Source organism: Amycolatopsis sp. NPDC033938, assembly GCF_055575975.1.
The window spans coordinates 1,281,492-1,297,208 of sequence record NZ_JBVIRO010000001.1 but is presented as its reverse complement, the minus strand read 5'-3'; the positions used below and the strand labels follow the sequence as shown (position 1 = coordinate 1,297,208).

General features: G+C 68.9%; 15 protein-coding genes. 2 read left to right on the top strand and 13 right to left on the bottom strand.

Annotation, left to right across the window (positions count from 1 at the left end):
• Window positions 1–279 precede the first annotated feature (279 nt).
• From ACZ5ZX_RS06500 to ACZ5ZX_RS06470, 7 genes are all read right to left on the bottom strand, one after another.
• Window positions 280–867 carry a pentapeptide repeat-containing protein gene (locus tag ACZ5ZX_RS06500; RefSeq protein ID WP_465500924.1) on the bottom strand — a complete coding sequence of 196 codons (588 nt, stop codon included), beginning with the start codon at window positions 865–867 and terminating at the stop codon, window positions 280–282.
• Entirely contained in the window at window positions 864–1,382 is a 519-nt protein-coding gene (locus ACZ5ZX_RS06495) for a VOC family protein (protein ID WP_465500923.1), read from the bottom strand. The genes ACZ5ZX_RS06500 and ACZ5ZX_RS06495 overlap by 4 nt, the downstream gene beginning before the upstream one ends.
• A gap of 68 nt (window positions 1,383–1,450) precedes the next feature.
• Window positions 1,451–1,960 (bottom strand): hemerythrin domain-containing protein, encoded by a 510-nt coding sequence (locus ACZ5ZX_RS06490; protein ID WP_465500922.1) that lies wholly within the window; start codon window positions 1,958–1,960, stop codon window positions 1,451–1,453.
• A 105-nt stretch (window positions 1,961–2,065) separates the two neighbouring features.
• Window positions 2,066–5,419, bottom strand: a complete 3,354-nt coding sequence (locus ACZ5ZX_RS06485; protein WP_465500921.1) for an error-prone DNA polymerase — start codon at window positions 5,417–5,419, stop codon at window positions 2,066–2,068.
• A gap of 3 nt (window positions 5,420–5,422) precedes the next feature.
• Entirely contained in the window at window positions 5,423–5,575 is a 153-nt protein-coding gene (locus ACZ5ZX_RS06480; RefSeq protein ID WP_465500920.1) for a hypothetical protein, read from the bottom strand.
• 2 nt (window positions 5,576–5,577) lie between these two features.
• Window positions 5,578–7,170, bottom strand: coding sequence for a DNA polymerase Y family protein (locus ACZ5ZX_RS06475; protein WP_465501061.1), 1,593 nt, complete (start codon window positions 7,168–7,170; stop codon window positions 5,578–5,580).
• 14 nt (window positions 7,171–7,184) lie between these two features.
• Window positions 7,185–7,859 (bottom strand): hypothetical protein, encoded by a 675-nt coding sequence (locus tag ACZ5ZX_RS06470; RefSeq protein ID WP_465501060.1) that lies wholly within the window; start codon window positions 7,857–7,859, stop codon window positions 7,185–7,187.
• A gap of 306 nt (window positions 7,860–8,165) precedes the next feature.
• Between ACZ5ZX_RS06470 and ACZ5ZX_RS06465 the strand changes: the two genes are divergently transcribed.
• On the top strand, window positions 8,166–8,777 hold the full coding sequence (locus ACZ5ZX_RS06465; RefSeq protein WP_465500919.1) for an HD domain-containing protein: 612 nt from the start codon (window positions 8,166–8,168) through the stop codon (window positions 8,775–8,777).
• An 8-nt stretch (window positions 8,778–8,785) separates the two neighbouring features.
• On the opposite strand, the gene ACZ5ZX_RS06460 is transcribed toward ACZ5ZX_RS06465, so the two are convergent.
• Window positions 8,786–9,283: a pyridoxamine 5'-phosphate oxidase family protein gene (locus ACZ5ZX_RS06460; protein WP_465500918.1), complete on the bottom strand. Its 498-nt coding sequence runs from the start codon at window positions 9,281–9,283 to the stop codon at window positions 8,786–8,788.
• 179 nt (window positions 9,284–9,462) lie between these two features.
• Between ACZ5ZX_RS06460 and ACZ5ZX_RS06455 the strand changes: the two genes are divergently transcribed.
• Window positions 9,463–10,176 (top strand): SRPBCC family protein, encoded by a 714-nt coding sequence (locus tag ACZ5ZX_RS06455; protein WP_465500917.1) that lies wholly within the window; start codon window positions 9,463–9,465, stop codon window positions 10,174–10,176.
• A gap of 3 nt (window positions 10,177–10,179) precedes the next feature.
• Here the strand turns inward: ACZ5ZX_RS06455 and ACZ5ZX_RS06450 are convergent, their stop codons facing one another.
• The 5 genes from ACZ5ZX_RS06450 to ACZ5ZX_RS06430 all read right to left on the bottom strand — a co-directional run bounded on the left by ACZ5ZX_RS06450 (window position 10,180) and on the right by ACZ5ZX_RS06430 (window position 15,594).
• Window positions 10,180–10,971: a hypothetical protein gene (locus ACZ5ZX_RS06450; RefSeq protein WP_465500916.1), complete on the bottom strand. Its 792-nt coding sequence runs from the start codon at window positions 10,969–10,971 to the stop codon at window positions 10,180–10,182.
• 104 nt (window positions 10,972–11,075) lie between these two features.
• Window positions 11,076–11,756 carry a hypothetical protein gene (locus tag ACZ5ZX_RS06445; protein ID WP_465500915.1) on the bottom strand — a complete coding sequence of 227 codons (681 nt, stop codon included), beginning with the start codon at window positions 11,754–11,756 and terminating at the stop codon, window positions 11,076–11,078.
• Window positions 11,757–11,829: 73 nt separating this feature from the next.
• Window positions 11,830–13,392: a bifunctional phosphoribosylaminoimidazolecarboxamide formyltransferase/IMP cyclohydrolase gene (purH, locus tag ACZ5ZX_RS06440; RefSeq protein ID WP_465500914.1), complete on the bottom strand. Its 1,563-nt coding sequence runs from the start codon at window positions 13,390–13,392 to the stop codon at window positions 11,830–11,832.
• Window positions 13,389–14,006, bottom strand: coding sequence for a phosphoribosylglycinamide formyltransferase (gene purN, locus ACZ5ZX_RS06435; protein WP_465500913.1), 618 nt, complete (start codon window positions 14,004–14,006; stop codon window positions 13,389–13,391). The genes purH and purN overlap by 4 nt, the downstream gene beginning before the upstream one ends.
• Window positions 14,007–14,082: 76 nt before the next feature.
• Window positions 14,083–15,594 (bottom strand): cell division protein PerM, encoded by a 1,512-nt coding sequence (locus ACZ5ZX_RS06430; protein WP_465500912.1) that lies wholly within the window; start codon window positions 15,592–15,594, stop codon window positions 14,083–14,085.
• Window positions 15,595–15,717: the final 123 nt, after the last annotated feature.

The following is a 15,717-nucleotide window of genomic DNA, read 5'->3' as shown; positions in this document are numbered from 1 at the left end:
AGCGCGTGAAGGCCCCCTTCCCTCGGCTGAGCCGAGGGAAGGGGGCCTTCACGCGCAGCCGGTGTGACTGGTGGTGCTGGTGAGGCTCGTGATGGCCGTCCGCGACGGGTGAGGGGAGCGTTGAGGGACTCTGAGTCCCTTAAGGAGTCCTTCACGGCCCGGCCGCCTACGGACCCACCCACCGTAGGTACCTCAAACACCCTTGGCTAGAACGACACTTACCACTCACGACACCCACACCTCCGAACCCCAGGATGTAAAAGGCTCATGCACGCGGGGTCAGTGGATGACGAGGCCGTGCGCGGCGGCGTAGGCCACGGCGGTCTCGGTGTCCACGTGGACGCCCGAGAGGTTCGCCTGCACCAGGCCGTTGGCGTCGAGCCTGGCACCGCGCAGGTCGGCACCGTCGAGTTTCGCGCCCGCCAGCCTGGCCCCGGTGAGGTCGGCGCCGCGCAGATCGGCGCCGGTGAGATCCGCCTCGGTCAGGTTGGCTTCCCGTAGCCGCAGCCCGGAAAGATCCACTTTGGACAGTCGATTGCGGCTCAGTGAGACCAGCGACAGATCGCATTCGGTGAACGCGATCTTCTGGAATCGGCAGTCCACAAAGGACGAACCGAGCATCGAGCAGGAGCTCCACCGGGTTCCGGCGAGCACACTGCGATCGAAGGTGCACGAGCGGAACGCCGACGCCTCGTGGCGCGAGCCCTCGAAGTCGGCCTTGGTGAAGTCGCACTGATCGAAGGTGCACCCCTGGGTACGGAGCCCGCGGAGGTCCGCCTCGGTGAAGTCACAACCGACGAAACTACGTTTTTCCCACCATTGCTGGGAAAGGACGGCTTCTCGGTCGTCTTCCGCAGTCTCGGTCACCCCTCCAGGATCGCATACCGGCTGGGGACGATCTTCGAGCCCGACACGTACCGCATGGCCTCGATGAACTTCGGGTCGTTCATGCGGCGCTCCATCTCCGGGTACTCGAGGTCGACGAGCCGGGTCTGGATCCACCACAGGTTGCCGAACGGGTCGCGGACCCGGCCGACCCGGTCACCGAAGAAGAGTTCCGTCTGCCTGGTGACCTCTTCGGCGCCCGCCTCGACGGCCCGGCGCTGCGTCTCCACACTGTCCTCGACGTAGAGCCGCAGGTACGCCGGGGTGTCGACCCAGTCGTCCTGCGCGTCGAACAGCATGACGACGGAGTCGCCGATCCGGACCTCGGCGTGCCCGATCTTCCCGCCCTCGACGTACACCGGTTCACCCAGCGGCTCGGCGTCGAAGACCCGCTCCAGGAAGTCGATCATGCCCGCGGTGTCGCGCGAAATGATCCACGGGGTCACCGAGTGGTAGCCGGCGGGGATCGGGCTGGCGGCGGTGTTCGCGCTGGTCATCAGGGTTCTCCTCGGTCGGTTCAGTGCGTTGAGGAGAACCCTAATGACCGTATAGGACAGATCATGTCCTAATGCGATTTCAGCAGGAAAGGCGGCTTCGACTCCCGCCACTCCGGTATGTCCAGCGAGTTGAGCGCCTCGACGATCCGCTTCTCCTCGTAGCGGAAATGCGTCTCCATGATCGCCGTGAGGCCGTCCAGTTCCCGTTGGACGTGCAGGATCTCGGCCTGACTCGACCGCGGGCCGACACCGGCGACCAGTTCTTCGAGCCGTTCGAGGATCCCGGACACGACGTCGTGGTCGTGCGCGAGTTCTTCGAGAGCCGGCCGCAGTTCGGGGAATTTCTCCGACAGCACAAGGAAAGCGCCGCCGTCCTCCCCGGTGTGGTGCCTGGTCAGCGCCGAGCAGAAGGTGAGGCAATGCGCCCGGAGATCGCGCAGCCGCTCGGCCCGTCCTGCCGCGACCGACCCGAGGTCGTCGTGCAGCCTGGCCAGCTCTTTACGCAGCCAGTTGTGAACCTGAATGAGTTGATTTCCGAACGCCGTCAACCGGTCGTCCGTCTGAGCAGGGGTTTCCATGATTTCCCATGGTCCGGCGCCTCCATGCCCACGACGGTCTCTTTGCCGGGTGCACGCGACGCTGATCGAACTTCAGCATGGACACCGGCCGATCGTCAAGTGGGGTCAGCGGAAATCACGGGACTTGGCGGTGATCCGCAACGGCAGGTGCCGGATCTGTTCGGCGAGGACGTTCACCACCTCGCCGGTGCGTTCGACCACGCCCCGCACCAGCAGCGCGGGGCTGCCGCGGGCCACCCGGTGGTAGCGCTGCCACACCCCCATCGTGCAGATGACGTTGATCATCCCCGTCTCGTCTTCGAGGTTCATGAAGGTGACGCCGCCCGCGGTCGCCGGCCGCTGGCGATGGGTCACCGCGCCGCCGGTCAGCACGTGGGTGCCGTGCGGGATCTCGCGCAGGCCCGCCGCCGTCACGACACCGAGTTCGTCGAGGTGGCCCCGGACGAACTGGGTCGGGAAGCTGTCCGGGGACACGCCGGTGGCCCAGACGTCCGCGGCCGCGACGTCGATTTCGTCCATCCCCGGCAACATCGGCGCCTTGGCCCCGGTGGTGAGACCGGGCAGTTTCTCCAGGCTTTCGTCGGCGACCGCGCCCGCCGCCCAGAGCGCGCTCCGCCTGCTCTCGCCGAAACAGCCGAACGCGCCGGCCGTGGCCAGCGCCTCGATCTGCGGTTTGGTCAGCCGCACCCGCCGGGCGACTTCGGGCAGATCCGCGAACGGGCCGCCGCGTGCGCGTTCCTCGACGATCTCCTTCGCCGGCTTCTCGCCGATCATCCGCACGGTGGACAGGCCACCCCGCACGGCGAGCAGTTTTCCCCCTTCCGGCAACGGTTCCAGCGTCGCGTGCGGAAGACTGGCGTTGATGTCCGGGCCGAGCACCTTCACCCCGTGCCGCCGCGCGTCGGCGACCAGTGACTGCGGCGAGTAGAACCCCATCGGCTGGGCGCGCAGCAGACCGGCCAGGAACGCGTCCGGGTGGTAGTACTTGAAATACGCGCTCGCGAACACCAGCAAGGCGAAACTCAGCGCATGGCTTTCCGGGAAGCCGAAATTCGCGAAAGCCTTGAGTTTGCCGAAGATCTTCTCCGCGAGTTCCGCTTCGATGTCGTTCTTCGCGGCGCCTTCGAGGAATCGCCGTTTGAGCCGTTCCATCCTCCGTTCGGACCGTTTGGATCCCATGGCGTGCCGCAGCTGATCGGCCTCCGCCGGGGTGAAATCGGCGACGTCGAGGGCGATCTGCATCATCTGTTCCTGGAACAACGGGACGCCGAGAGTCTTCTTCAGCGCGTTCTCCAGTTTCGGATGATCGAAGTCCCATTTCTCCTGGCCATTCTTGCGCCGGATGTAGGGATGCACCGAACCACCCTGGATCGGGCCGGGACGGATGAGTGCGACCTCGACCGCGAGATCGTAGAACTTCTTGGGGCGCAGGCGAGGCAGGGTGGCCAGCTGCGCACGGCTCTCCACCTGGAAGACGCCGATCGCGTCGGCGCGGCAGAGCATTCGGTAGACGTTCTGATCCTTGAGATCCAATTCGGAGATGTCGACCTCTTCCCCTTTGTGGTCACGAACCAGATCGATCATATAGTGCAGGGCCGACAACATTCCGAGCCCGAGCAGGTCGAATTTGACCAGACCCGCGGCGGCGCAGTCGTCCTTTTCCCACTGAACGACACTGCGGTCCGCCATCCGGGCCCATTCGATCGGCACGACCTCGCTCACCGGCTGCTCGCAGATCACCATCCCGCCGGAATGGATGCCGAGATGCCGGGGAAAGTCCTCGAGCGCGCAAGCGAGTTCGACGACGTCGGCCGGGATGTCGTGATCGTGATCCTTTTCCGTGGCCCGCAACGCACCCCAGCGGTCGATCTGCTTGCTCCACGCGTCCTGCTGGCCGGGTGAATATCCCAGTGCCCGCGCCGCGTCACGGACCGCGGAGCGCGCCCGGTAGGTGATCACGTTCGCCACCTGCGCGGTGTTCAGCCTGCCGTATTTCTCGTAGACGTACTGGATCGCCTCCTCACGACGATCGGATTCGATGTCGAGGTCGATGTCCGGGTAGCCGTCGCGGTCGGGGGCGAGGAAGCGTTCGAAGAGCAGGTTGTAGCGCACGGCGTCGACCTTGGTGATGCCGAGCGCGTAGCAGACCGCCGAGTTCGCGGCCGATCCCCGGCCTTGGCAGAGGATGTTCTTCTCCCGGCAGAACCGCACGATGTCCCAGACGATCAGGAAATAGCCGGGGAAGCCCAGTTCTTCGATGATCTTCAGCTCGTGGTCGATCAGCTTCTGGGCTTTTTCACGGTATTCGGCGTCCTTGTTCTTCTCATGCTCCTTCGCGCCTTCCTTGGTGAGGTGCCGCAAGTAGGACGCTTCGGTATGCCCATCCGGCACGTCGAACGGTGGCAGCTTCGGCACGATGTGATGCAGTTCGAACGCGCATTCCCGGCCGAGTAACGCCGCCCGTTGCACCGCGCCCGGATACCGCGCGAAGATCTCGGCCATCTCCTCCCCCGACCGCAGGAACGCCGTCCCCGCGGCGGGCAGCCAGCCCTCCATGTCCTCCAACCCGCGCCGGGCGCGGATCGCGCTCAGCGCGTCGGCCAGCGGAGCACGCTCCGGCCGGGCGTAATGCGCCGCCGTGGTCGCCACCGTCGGCAACCCGAACTCGTCGGCCATCTCGCTCAGCAGGTCGTTGTGCGTGCTGTCCAAGGGAAGACTGTGGTCGATCAGTTCGACGTAGACGTTGTCCCGGCCGAAGCGATCGATGAGTTCCTTCAACCGCACCACGGCCGCGGCTGGCCCCTCGGTGACGAGCGCCTTCCGCACCGCCCCCTTGCGGCAGCCGGTGAGCACGACACACTTCCCGCGGACCTCTTCGGCGACCGCGCGCAGGTCGTAGACCGGTCTGCCCTTTTCCGCCCTTTCCTTGGGGGACAACGACTGCCTGTCGAAGCCGTACAGCTGACCGGCGGTGATCGCCCGGTTCAGGCTCAGGTAACCGTCCTGCCCCTTGGCCAGCAGGAGAAGGTGCTCACCCTCGGGGTCGGCGAACCCGTTCTGCGGACCGGACAGCCCGAAACTGAGTTCCGTGCCGAAGACGGTGTGCACGCCGAGTTCCCTGGCCGCCTCGGCGAACCGCACCACGCCGTACATGCCGTCGTGATCGGTGAGCGCGATCGCGTCCAAGCCCAGGCGCGCGGCCTCCTCCACCAGTTCCTCGGGATGGCTCGCCCCGTCGAGGAAGCTGAAGTTCGAATGGCAGTGCAGTTCGGCGTACGGCACCCGGCGCGCGGTGGCGCCGTCGTCGTCACCGCTCAGGTCGGCGAGATCGGCGGGCCGCTGATAGCCGTGCCGTTTGGCGCTCCACGCGGGGCTGTCCCCGCCGTCACCGGGCGGGACCTCGCCCGCGAGCTCGCGGGCGAGGTCCTTCCACGGCCGTGGAGGGTTGTTCCAGCCCATCGGTCACCTGTTCTCGGGAGAACGCCTCGGCACGGGGACGAACACTTCCGTTCGCGGGACGCACGCCGCCCATGCCGTGTCCAACTCGGCGCGCTGCACCGGGATGGCCGGTTCTTCCAGCCATCGCCGCACCAGCCGCGTGTACTCCTCGTCCATGGTCAGTCGTACTTCCCTTCCAGTGTCCACATCGGATTCTCGTGGTGTTCGAACCGGAGCAGCACCGCTTCCTCGGCGTCATTCCGGTCGGCCAGCAGCACCTGCAGGCGGATCCGGGTCCCCGACCGCGCGTGCCCGGCCCCGGCCCGGACACCGACCAGCCACGGACCGGCCCACGCGAGGACTTCACGCGGCTCGCCGCCCTCGAAGCTCACGAGGAACGGCGCGGCGGTGACCCGGCGCCGCGCGGTGATCTCCACCAGGCGGCCGTTCTCGTCCAGCACCTGGGCGGGCACCGGCCGCGCGAACACCGTCGCCGGGGAGGGCGCCGGGAGCCGTCCTGCCCAGTTCGCGTCCGCTTGCGCGGACTTCTCCCGTCTGTCGCCCCACGGCACCAGCCGGACGCGTTCGGCGGGATCGCGACCGCCGTCGAGTACCGCGGTGAAGACACTTTCCGGACCGAGCAGCCCCTGCACCCGAACCAGTGCCCGGCCCGCTCGCTCACCGGCCAGGTCGTCGTCTTCGGTGGACGGCCGCAGCACGCCTGACGCGCCCGCCTGCCACAACCCGAGTTGCAGCGTCCGGCCTTCGACGGTCTCCTCGGGCTCCAGCCGCAGCCGCACGACCCCGGAATTGGGGCGCTCTTTCGCTTTCAGCCAGCCTTCGAACTGCCAGCGCACCCTGTCGGCGACGCCGAGTGGGGTCAGCGGCTCGGCGCAACGCCACACCCGGCCGAGCTGTTCACCGGTCTCGGTGGTGGCGTAGATACCGAGCCGGGTGCAGGCCAGCCCGTGTGCGGCGAGTCCGGTGTGGAACCGCTCGCCGAGCCCCTTCGCCACGAACGCGGCGGCGTCCACCCGATCGATCGGCGGGTCGAACGTCTTCGCGAGCGACAGTTCGGGCGGCGGACGCCGGCGCAACGGCGGACGTTCGGAACGCCCGCGTGCCAACCGGTGGGCGAGCACGCCTTCCATGCCGAAGCGCGCGGAGACGTCGCTTTCGTCGAGCGCGGCGAAAGCCCCCAGCGTGCGAAGGCCGAGCTGCCGGAGCAAGGTGACCAGTTCGGCCCGGCCGGCTTCGGGCTGGTCGAGTTCGCGGATGGGCAACGGGGCGAGGAATTCCGCCGTCTCACCCGGCTCGACCAGCGTCGAACGGCGGGCGGCGAGTGTCGCGGCGAACAGCCCGTCGGCGACGCCGACCTGGCATTCCACCCCCGCGGCCACGGACACCTCGTCCACCAGCCGTTCAAGCAGCCCGTGTTCACCGCCGAAGTAACCGGCCGCGCCGTCGACCGGGACGGCGACGATCCCCGGGCGCACCACCTCGACCCCGACGGCCAGTTCCTCCACCGCCTGCGCGACGGGTTCGAAGAGCCGGGCGTCACGACCGTCGTCCTCGCCGAAGACCGCCAGCTCCGGGCAGCAGGACTGGGCCTCGCGCCGCCGCATCCCGCGGCGGACGCCGTATCCCCTGGCCACCGCGGTACAGGCGACCACGCGGTTCGCCGAGAAGACCGCGGCCGGGCGGCCGACGGGTTCACCCGCGACGGCCGCGGCTGCGACGGCCGGCCAGTCGGGACACCACAGCACCAGCATGCGCACAGGCGGGTTCACGCCGTCCCCCACCTGGTCGCGGGAAGGTCCGCTCGCTCGACTCCACCCTCGCCGGGGAACCGCAGCGACGCCGACATCGGCCGGGCGGCCGCACCCCGGCCACCGGCCCGCACCTCGACCTCGCGGGCGCGCAGGTAGCCCGCGCCGCCGCCGGTGAAGCCCGTCCAGCGGGATCGGTGACAGGTCAGTTCCACTTCGGCGCCGGGCCACGGCCCCGAAGAGAGCAGGACCGAACCGCGATGGCGAGCGCGCGCGGAAAGCCGCCTCGCCACCTCGGGCCGGGCGAGCCCAGGACCGACGACCACGAGATCGAAGCCGTCGAGCAGGGCCGCGGTCACCGCCGGGAACTCGGCACCGGGACGGGGGACCAGCGCGAGCCTGCCCACCTCGACCCCGAGTTCCGCGGCGGCGACCACCCCGAGCGCGGGCAGGCCGACCGCGACCGCCCACGCACCGCCGGCGGTCGCGGCGGCGAGCAGGGTGAGCAACAGTGACGTGGACCCCAGCACCGAAACGGTGCTCCCGCGCCGGAGCCCCGCGGCGGGCAGCAGACCGGACAACGCCGGGGACACCGGGAGCACCCTTCCCGTCGTCCTCGCGTGTTCGGCCGCGGAAGCCACGCCACTGGCCGTGCTCACTCCTGGCAAAGCCGCCAGCCTCGCCAACGGCAAGGCCCGTGCCTCGACCACCTCCGCTGTCACGAACCTCGCCTCCCCACTGCACCTGAACCGTCCTTTATGGACGGTTTTGGGCGTACCACGGGGAAGGCGGTACTCCGAACTGCATACCTCGAACTTCGAACGCGTGTTCGATACATCCAGTACACCGGCTGCCGCGGCGGTTGTCAAGCGACGTGGGAACGATCACCGGACCTGTCACGACCAAACCCGGGGAACACCGGCGCCTGAAAGGAAAACCCCGCGGAGAGGGCCTGCGCGACGACGGGATGAGCGGCACTTTCTGCCATTCTGGACACCATGAGTCCTTCGACCGGCTCCACACCGTCGGGAGCCTTGCGTCGCGCGTTGTCCGAAACCGGTGAGCCGCCGCTACGCCCGCTGCCGGACGAGGTCGCCGTCCTACTGGAGGAGCTGGCCGCTCCCCCGCGCCTCGCCGCACATCTCCGCGCTGTCCACGATGTGGCCTGCTCGCTGGCCGACTGGCTGGAGAAGCAGTTCCCGGAGCTGCCCTTCGACCGCGAAGCGGCACTGTTCGGCGCGGCCACCCACGACATCGGCAAGACGATCCACCACGAAGAGCTGTCCGGACCCGGTTCGGCACACGAGCAGGCCGGTTACGAACTCCTTCTGTCCCAAGGGATCGACGAAGAACGGGCACGTTTCGCCCGGACGCACGCGTCCTGGGGCGCGGACGTCGGCGTCGAGGATCTGCTCGTGAGCACGGCGGACAAGGTGTGGAAGGCGAAGCGGGTCAACGACCTCGAACAACTACTGGTCGGCCGCCTGGCCGTCGCGAGCGGGCGGGCACCGTGGGAGGTCTTCATGGCGCTGGACGACGTGCTCGACCGCATCGCGGCGGCCGCCGACGGGAGGCTCGCCTTTCAGGCGCGCCATCCCATCGCCGGCTGATCGCCGCATCAGGCGCTCTGACGTTCCTTCTGCCGCCGCATGAGCTCCTCGATATTGGTGGGCAGGGTGGTCTCGAAGTCGAGCAGTTTCACCCAGGTCGGGGTCACCACGATCCGGACCATGCCGTCGTAGAGCGAGCGCACGCCCTCCTCCCACTCGGCCCGCTGCTCGGGCGTCATCTCGTAAGTGCCGTTCCACTGCATGTACTCGTGGGGAATGCCGTCGACGACGTCCAGTTCGGCGCGACCGCGGATGAGCAGGACCTTCGGCGGGTGGGATTCGGTGTCGATGGTCAGCGCGACCGCGGGGTTGCGGCGCAACGCGGGCAGCTTCCGCGCGTTCTTCGACGTGCACATGACGATCTCCTCGCCGTTCCAGAAGATGCCGATCGGGATCGACCGCGGCGTGCCGTCGTGCCAGGTGAAGGCGAGCCAGGCCAGGTCACGGGCCAGCAACTCCTGGGCGAGCGGGCGGTTCAGGATTTCATCGATCGCGCTCTGGTCCATGTCGGTCTCCTCTGATCGCTGTCTTCGCGGACACCCCAGGGACGCGGCCGCCCCAGCCACTTCGACACCCACGACTGTGACCTGCGTCACGTCGCCTTTAGCGGGCTAAACGCGATCCGTTTGTCGAAACGGGCCCCGGCCAGGCGTCGCCTCTATGAAGGCAAAGAGAGAGGACAGTCATGGCGAAGGAATCCGAGGTCCGCTTCGAGGGCTTCCTGCCCACCACCCCCGCCGACACCTGGGCCGCGATCACCGCGGGCACGGGCGGCTGGCTCTGGCCGATCCGCTACGAGCCCCGCGACGGCGGTGCCGAATCCGGCCTCACCCCGAACGGCGGCATGGTGACCGTCTGGAAGCCGTCGCGGCACTTCGTCACCTACGCCGAAGACGAGAAGGGCTGGTTCAACACCCTCGAGTACGTCCTCGAACCGAAGGACGGCGGGACGTACCTGCGCTACGAGCACACCACCGTCCTCGACGACTGGGACGTCGAATACGACGCCTGCCGCCGTCACACGGACTTCTACTACCACTCACTCGGTGAGTACCTGGCGCACTTCAACCGTCGCGAGGCGAAGTACTTCAAAGCCGACGCGCCCGAAGCGTCAACGGCACCGGAGGCGTTCGAAACGGTTCTGGCCGCTGTCGGAGCGACGGCTGTGGGCGACAAGGTGCGCTTCGCGGTCCCGGGCGTCGACGACGTCGAGGGTGTCGTCGACTACCTGACGTCGAATTTCCTCGGCATCCGGACCGAAGACGCGCTGTACCGCTTCTACGGCCGGAACGTGTGGGGCCGGCCGGTCGGCATCGGGCACCACCTGTTCGCCGCGGACGCGGACACGGACAAGGCCGAGAGGGCGTGGACGGGCTGGCTGAACGACCTCTACGCGTAGCGCCTACTTGGGCAGGTTCTTCACGAGCTCGGCACCGACCGACTTCGCCACTTCGGCGGACTCCGCGGGAGGGATCGGCGAGTTCGTGAAGAACCCCTTGTCCCAGCCCTTATAGGTGACGACGACCACGTACACGCCCTGGATGACCCGCAGTTCGGCGCCGCTGAAGGCGCTCTCGGTGTCCAGAGAGACGAGAACCGCCTTGTCTCCGATCCCCGGGACCTGCTGCTGGCGCTCGGACGGCGAGGCCGATCCGGTGGAGGACTCCGCCGCCCGTTTCCCGGCGTCCGGTCCTTCGTGGCGGTAGATCGTGACCTGCAGGGCACGGTCGTGGACGTTGTCACCGTCCGGTGCAGCCCAGGAGCAGCCGTACTGCTTGGTGACGATCTCCAGCGCCTTGATCTCGTTTTCGCGGAAGCCCTGGAAGCTGGTGGTGACCGTCTTGTTCAGGACCTCCGGGGAGATCTTGCACTCGGGCGGCGGCTGCTGGGCGACCGGCGGCTTGCCGACCGACGAGTAGTACTCCGACGCGAAGATCCCGCCGGGGATGCCCAGGCCGAGCAGGACGACGCCGCCCACGATCAGGCCGACGATCAGCCCGGTCTTTTTCTTCTTCGGCGGCTGCCCGTAGCCGGGCGGGCCGTATCCGGGCGGGGGGCCGTACCCCGGGCCACCGGGCTGCGGCGGGCCGTACCCGCCGGGCTGCTGTCCGTACCCCGGCTGCTGCCCGTAGCCCGGCGGGCCTCCCTGCCCATAGCCCGGTCCCTGGCCGTACCCCTGCGGCGGCTGGTGCACCGATCCTCCCCTGGCGATTCGCGTCCGTCCGTATCGCGTTTAGCCCGCTAAAGGCGACACGCGGTCAGCATGGCACGGCGGCCGGGGGCATGGGTGCCGGGTGGTCAGCGCGCCGAGTCGAATGCGGCGAGGGCGACGGCCTTGGCCTCGCCGACGAGCACCTCGTCAGGCACACGCTCGTCCGCGAAGAAGCCCTTGTCCTTCGCGGAGTACATGACCCAGATCTGGACCGTGCCGCGCTGTGCCCACAGTTCCGCCAAGCGGGATGCGCCGCTGGCCCGCTCGACCCGGGACCACGCTCGTTCCGAGATCTCCGGAAGCGGGACGATCTCGCCCTTGGTGGGCGGGTTGTAGTCGCTCGCCTTCCGCTCGGCGTCCGGTCCGGTGAAGGCAGTGATCGAGACATGCAGCGACCGGTGGCGCACGTGCTCGCCGAGGGAAGGCCGCCAGTTGCAGGAAGTGTCCTTCGATGACGTGGCGGCCGCAGACGGCAGGCCGACCTTGACCTCGGTGAGGTTCGGGACGCCGATTCGCTCCATGGTCGGCCGCAAGGCCTCGCACTCCGGCGGGGCCGGGGTCGACGTCGGCGCCACCCCGGTCGACTTGTAGTACTGCGAAGCGAAGATGCCGCCAGTGACGCCGCCACCGACGAGCAGGGCCGTCACCGCGACGATCACCAGGATCAGGACGACTCGGCGTCTTTTCTTCGCCTTTGCCGCCACCCATGGCGGCGGAGGCGGCGCGAATCCCGGCGGCCCACCCGGTCCCTCCGGCTGCTGATACATCCGAACTCCCCCCTCGGGAGCGCCTTTAGCGAGCTGAACGCGTCGCGTTTAGCCCGCTAAAGGCGACGTGGCCTCAGTGCGCGAAGTGGCGCGTACCGGTGAGGTACAGGGTGACCCCGGCGGCCTCGGCGGCGGCGATGACCTCGGCGTCGCGGATCGAGCCGCCCGGCTGGACGACGGCGCGGACACCGGCCTCCAGCAGGACCTCGAGCCCGTCCGGGAACGGGAAGAAGGCGTCCGAAGCGGCGACGGAGCCCTTCGCGCGGTCGCCCGCCCGCGAGACCGCGAGCCGCGAGGAGTCGACCCGGTTGACCTGACCCATGCCGACGCCGACGGTCGCGCCGTCGTTCGCCAGCAGGATCGCGTTCGACTTCACCGCGCGCAGCGAACGCCACGCGAACTCGAGGTCGGCCAGCGTCCGCTCGTCGGCGGGCGCGCCGGTGGCAAGGGTCCAGTTCGCCGGGTCGTCGCCCTCGGCGGCGATCGTGTCGACGGTCTGCACCAGCATGCCGCCGGAGATCGGCCGGAACTCGATCGGATCCGGCGACGTGATGGCCGGCAGCTTCAGCAGCCGCACGTTCTTCTTGCGCTGCAGGATCTCCAGCGCCTCGGGGTCGAAGTCCGGCGCCAGGACGACCTCGGTGAACACCTCGGCGATCTGCTCGGCCGCTTCCCGGCTCACCGGCCGGTTGGTCGCGATCACCCCGCCGTACGCCGAAACCGGGTCGCACGCGTGCGCCTTCCGGTGTGCCTCGGCGATGTCCTGGCCGACGGCGATCCCGCACGGGTTGGCGTGCTTGATGATCGCGACGGCCGGAGCCTCGAAGTCGTAGGCGGCGCGGCGCGCGGCGTCGGTGTCGACGTAGTTGTTGTACGACATGGCCTTGCCGTGCAGCTGCTCCGCATGCGCGAGACCCGGCCGCCAGTGCTTGTACAGCGCGGCCTTCTGGTGCGGGTTCTCGCCGTAGCGCAGGACATCGCCGCGCTCCCAGCTCGCGCCGGTGAAGTCCGGGAAGCCGGAGTCGTCCGCCGGCGCGTAGACGTTGGCGAACCACGCGGCGACGGCGGTGTCGTACGCGGCCGTGTGCGCGTACGCCTGAGCGGCGAGGCGCTTGCGGTCGGCCAGTGCGAAGCCGCCGTCGGCGACGCGCTCCAGCACCCACTCGTAGCGGGAGGGGTCGACCACGACGGCGACGCTGTTGTGGTTCTTCGCCGCCGCGCGCACCATCGCCGGGCCACCGATGTCGATGTTCTCGACGCAGTCTTCGGGGCTCGCGCCGGAGGCGACGGTCTGCGTGAACGGGTACAGGTTGACCACGAGCAGGTCGAACGGCGCGATGTCCAGCTGCTTGAGCTGCTCGACGTGCTCCGGACGATCACGGTCGGCGAGCAGGCCCGCGTGCACGCGGGGGTGCAGCGTCTTGACCCGGCCGTCGAGGGACTCGGGGAACCCGGTGACCTCTTCGACCGGCGTCACCGGCACCCCGGCGTTCGCGATGACCTTCGCCGTGCCGCCGGTCGACACGATCTCGACCCCCGCCGCGTGCAGCCCGGTGGCGAGTTCGAGCAGGCCGGCCTTGTCCGAGACGCCGATCAGCGCGCGACGGACGGGACGCTGTCCCTGTGCGGTACTCACGAAAACCTCACCTTTCGTCCCTCGACCGAGCACCCGCTCCGGCCGAGTTTTTCGATCGTTTCCACCAGGAGCCTGCGTTCCACGGCCTTGATCCGTTCGTGCAGGACGTTCTCGTCGTCATCGGGCTCCACGACCACCGCCTCCTGCGCGATGATCGGCCCGGTGTCCACCCCGGCGTCGACGAAATGGACCGTCGACCCGGTGACCTTCACGGCCATCGCCAGCGCGTCGGCCACGGCGTGCGCGCCGGGGAACGACGGCAGCAACGCCGGATGCGTGTTGATCACGCGGCCGGGGAATCGCGCGAGGAATTCGGCGCCGAGGATCTTCATGAATCCCGCCGAAACGACCAGGTCGGGCTGGTAGGCGGCGACGGCTTCGGTGATCGCCTTGTCCCACGCCGCACGGTCCGGGTGGTCGGCCATCCGCACCGCGAACGAGGGGACGCCGGCGCGTTCGGCGCGCGTCAGCGCCGCGATCCCGGTGCGGTCGGCCCCGACTGCGACCACCTTCGCCGGATAGTTCGGCTTTTCGGCGGCGTCGAGCACGGCCTGCAGCAGCGTGCCGGAACCGGACGCGAGGACGACGAGCTTCACCGGAGTGGGCAGGTCCAACCGACTAGCCAGAACGGGCTCCTTGCCACGGCGGTACGCACTCGGGCGTACGGCGCTTCACCTGGTCACGACAACCCTAACGGTCGCCGTCGGGCGCGCTTTCGTCGCCGGACCCCTCGGTGGATTCGGTCACAGCGATGTCCTGCTCAGGCTCGGATTCGGTCTCGATCTCGGCCAGCGTCTCGTCGAGGTCCTCACCCAGCTCGCGGGCGAGTTCCGCTTCGACCTCGTCCTCGAATTCGTCGTCGAGCTCGGCCTCGGGTGCGAGTTCGGCTTCGCTGTCTTCGTCCGGTTCCGCCCCTTCGTCCTCTTCGGACTCTTCCTCGGTTTCGGCGGCTTCGGTGACATCAGTGTCTTCAGAGTCTTCGGTGTCTTCGGCGATGACGCCCGGTTCCCCTGGCGGCGCGGGAGGTTCGTGCGCTCCGGCGAAGAAGGCGACGAACCCGCCGGGAATGACGATCCAGCAGAAGACGATCACCGACGCGACCCCGACCGGCACGCTGACCGGGTCGAAGGGCCCGTCGCCGAGCCTTCCGCCCGCCAGTGTCCCCAGGACGACGCAGCCGAACGCGACGAGCGCGCCCGCGACGGCGACCGCGCGCATGCGCAACATCGGATCCTCGTCGATGGCGCGGATCTTCCAGCCGACCAGCGCGCCGACCAGCGCGGGAAGGAGCAGCAGCGCCGGCCACCAGACCGCGTGGTGCGACGGGATCCCCGCCAGCACCGGCACGCCGGGCAGCCGCCCTTCCTGGTAGCCGAACATGCCGACGGTCAGCGAACCGACCGAGAAACCCGGCCCGGTGGTGAAGGACAGCGCGGCGATGACGGCGTTCGGCAGATAGGCCACGGAAAGCACGAACAGCCCGGAACTCGCGCCGAGGCCGGGCTCGAACAAACTGTCCACAGTGGACCATGAGGCCGCGGTGGCCGCGGTGAACACCGCCGCGCCACAAGCGACCATCGCGGCGAGGCCGAGCGCGCCCGCCCGCAGGCCGTGTACGGCCACCGGGTCGAACCGGTCCCGCAGCGTGTCGGGCAGCCCGCACCGCTTGGCCGTTCCCACGACGGCGGCGAGCCCGGCGATCAGTCCCGGCACGCAGAAGGCTGTCAGCGGGTTCACCTCGACCGGCGATCCTCCGGCCAGCAGGGCGATGAGCACGCCGAACAACGCGTGCGCAGCGGCGATCACGACGACCACCGGAAGCGCGTCCGACGGGGTCCTGCCCCCGATCCGGCGCACGGCCCGCGCCGCCGTCCGAGCCGTGAACCACGCGACGCCGAGCGTCGGCAGCAGCGGCAGCACGCCGATCGGATGGCCTTCGAGTTCGAGTTCCACCTGCCACGAGGCGAGCCAGCCCGGCCCCGCGGCGAGCAGAGCGCCGGTGGCGGAGAAGCGGGACCGGTCGGCGGTGAACGCCACCACCGCGAGAACGGTCGCGACGGCGGTGTAGGAGAAGAGCAAGGGCGCGCAGGCGGCGGCGAGCAACACCCGAACCCGCTTTGCCCTGGACACCTCCGGCTCGGGGACGAGGTCACTCACCGGCTCTTCGCCCGGCGGGCGTTCGTCGCGGGTGAGCAGCTTCATGATCCGACCATGACATCCGGACTGGTCCGTCCGGGTGAGGCACGCCGCCGCCGGGCGGCGCACGTGGCCCAACCCACCCGGTCGGGTAACCCCGAAAAAGAGAAGCACCCGCGGTGACACAGA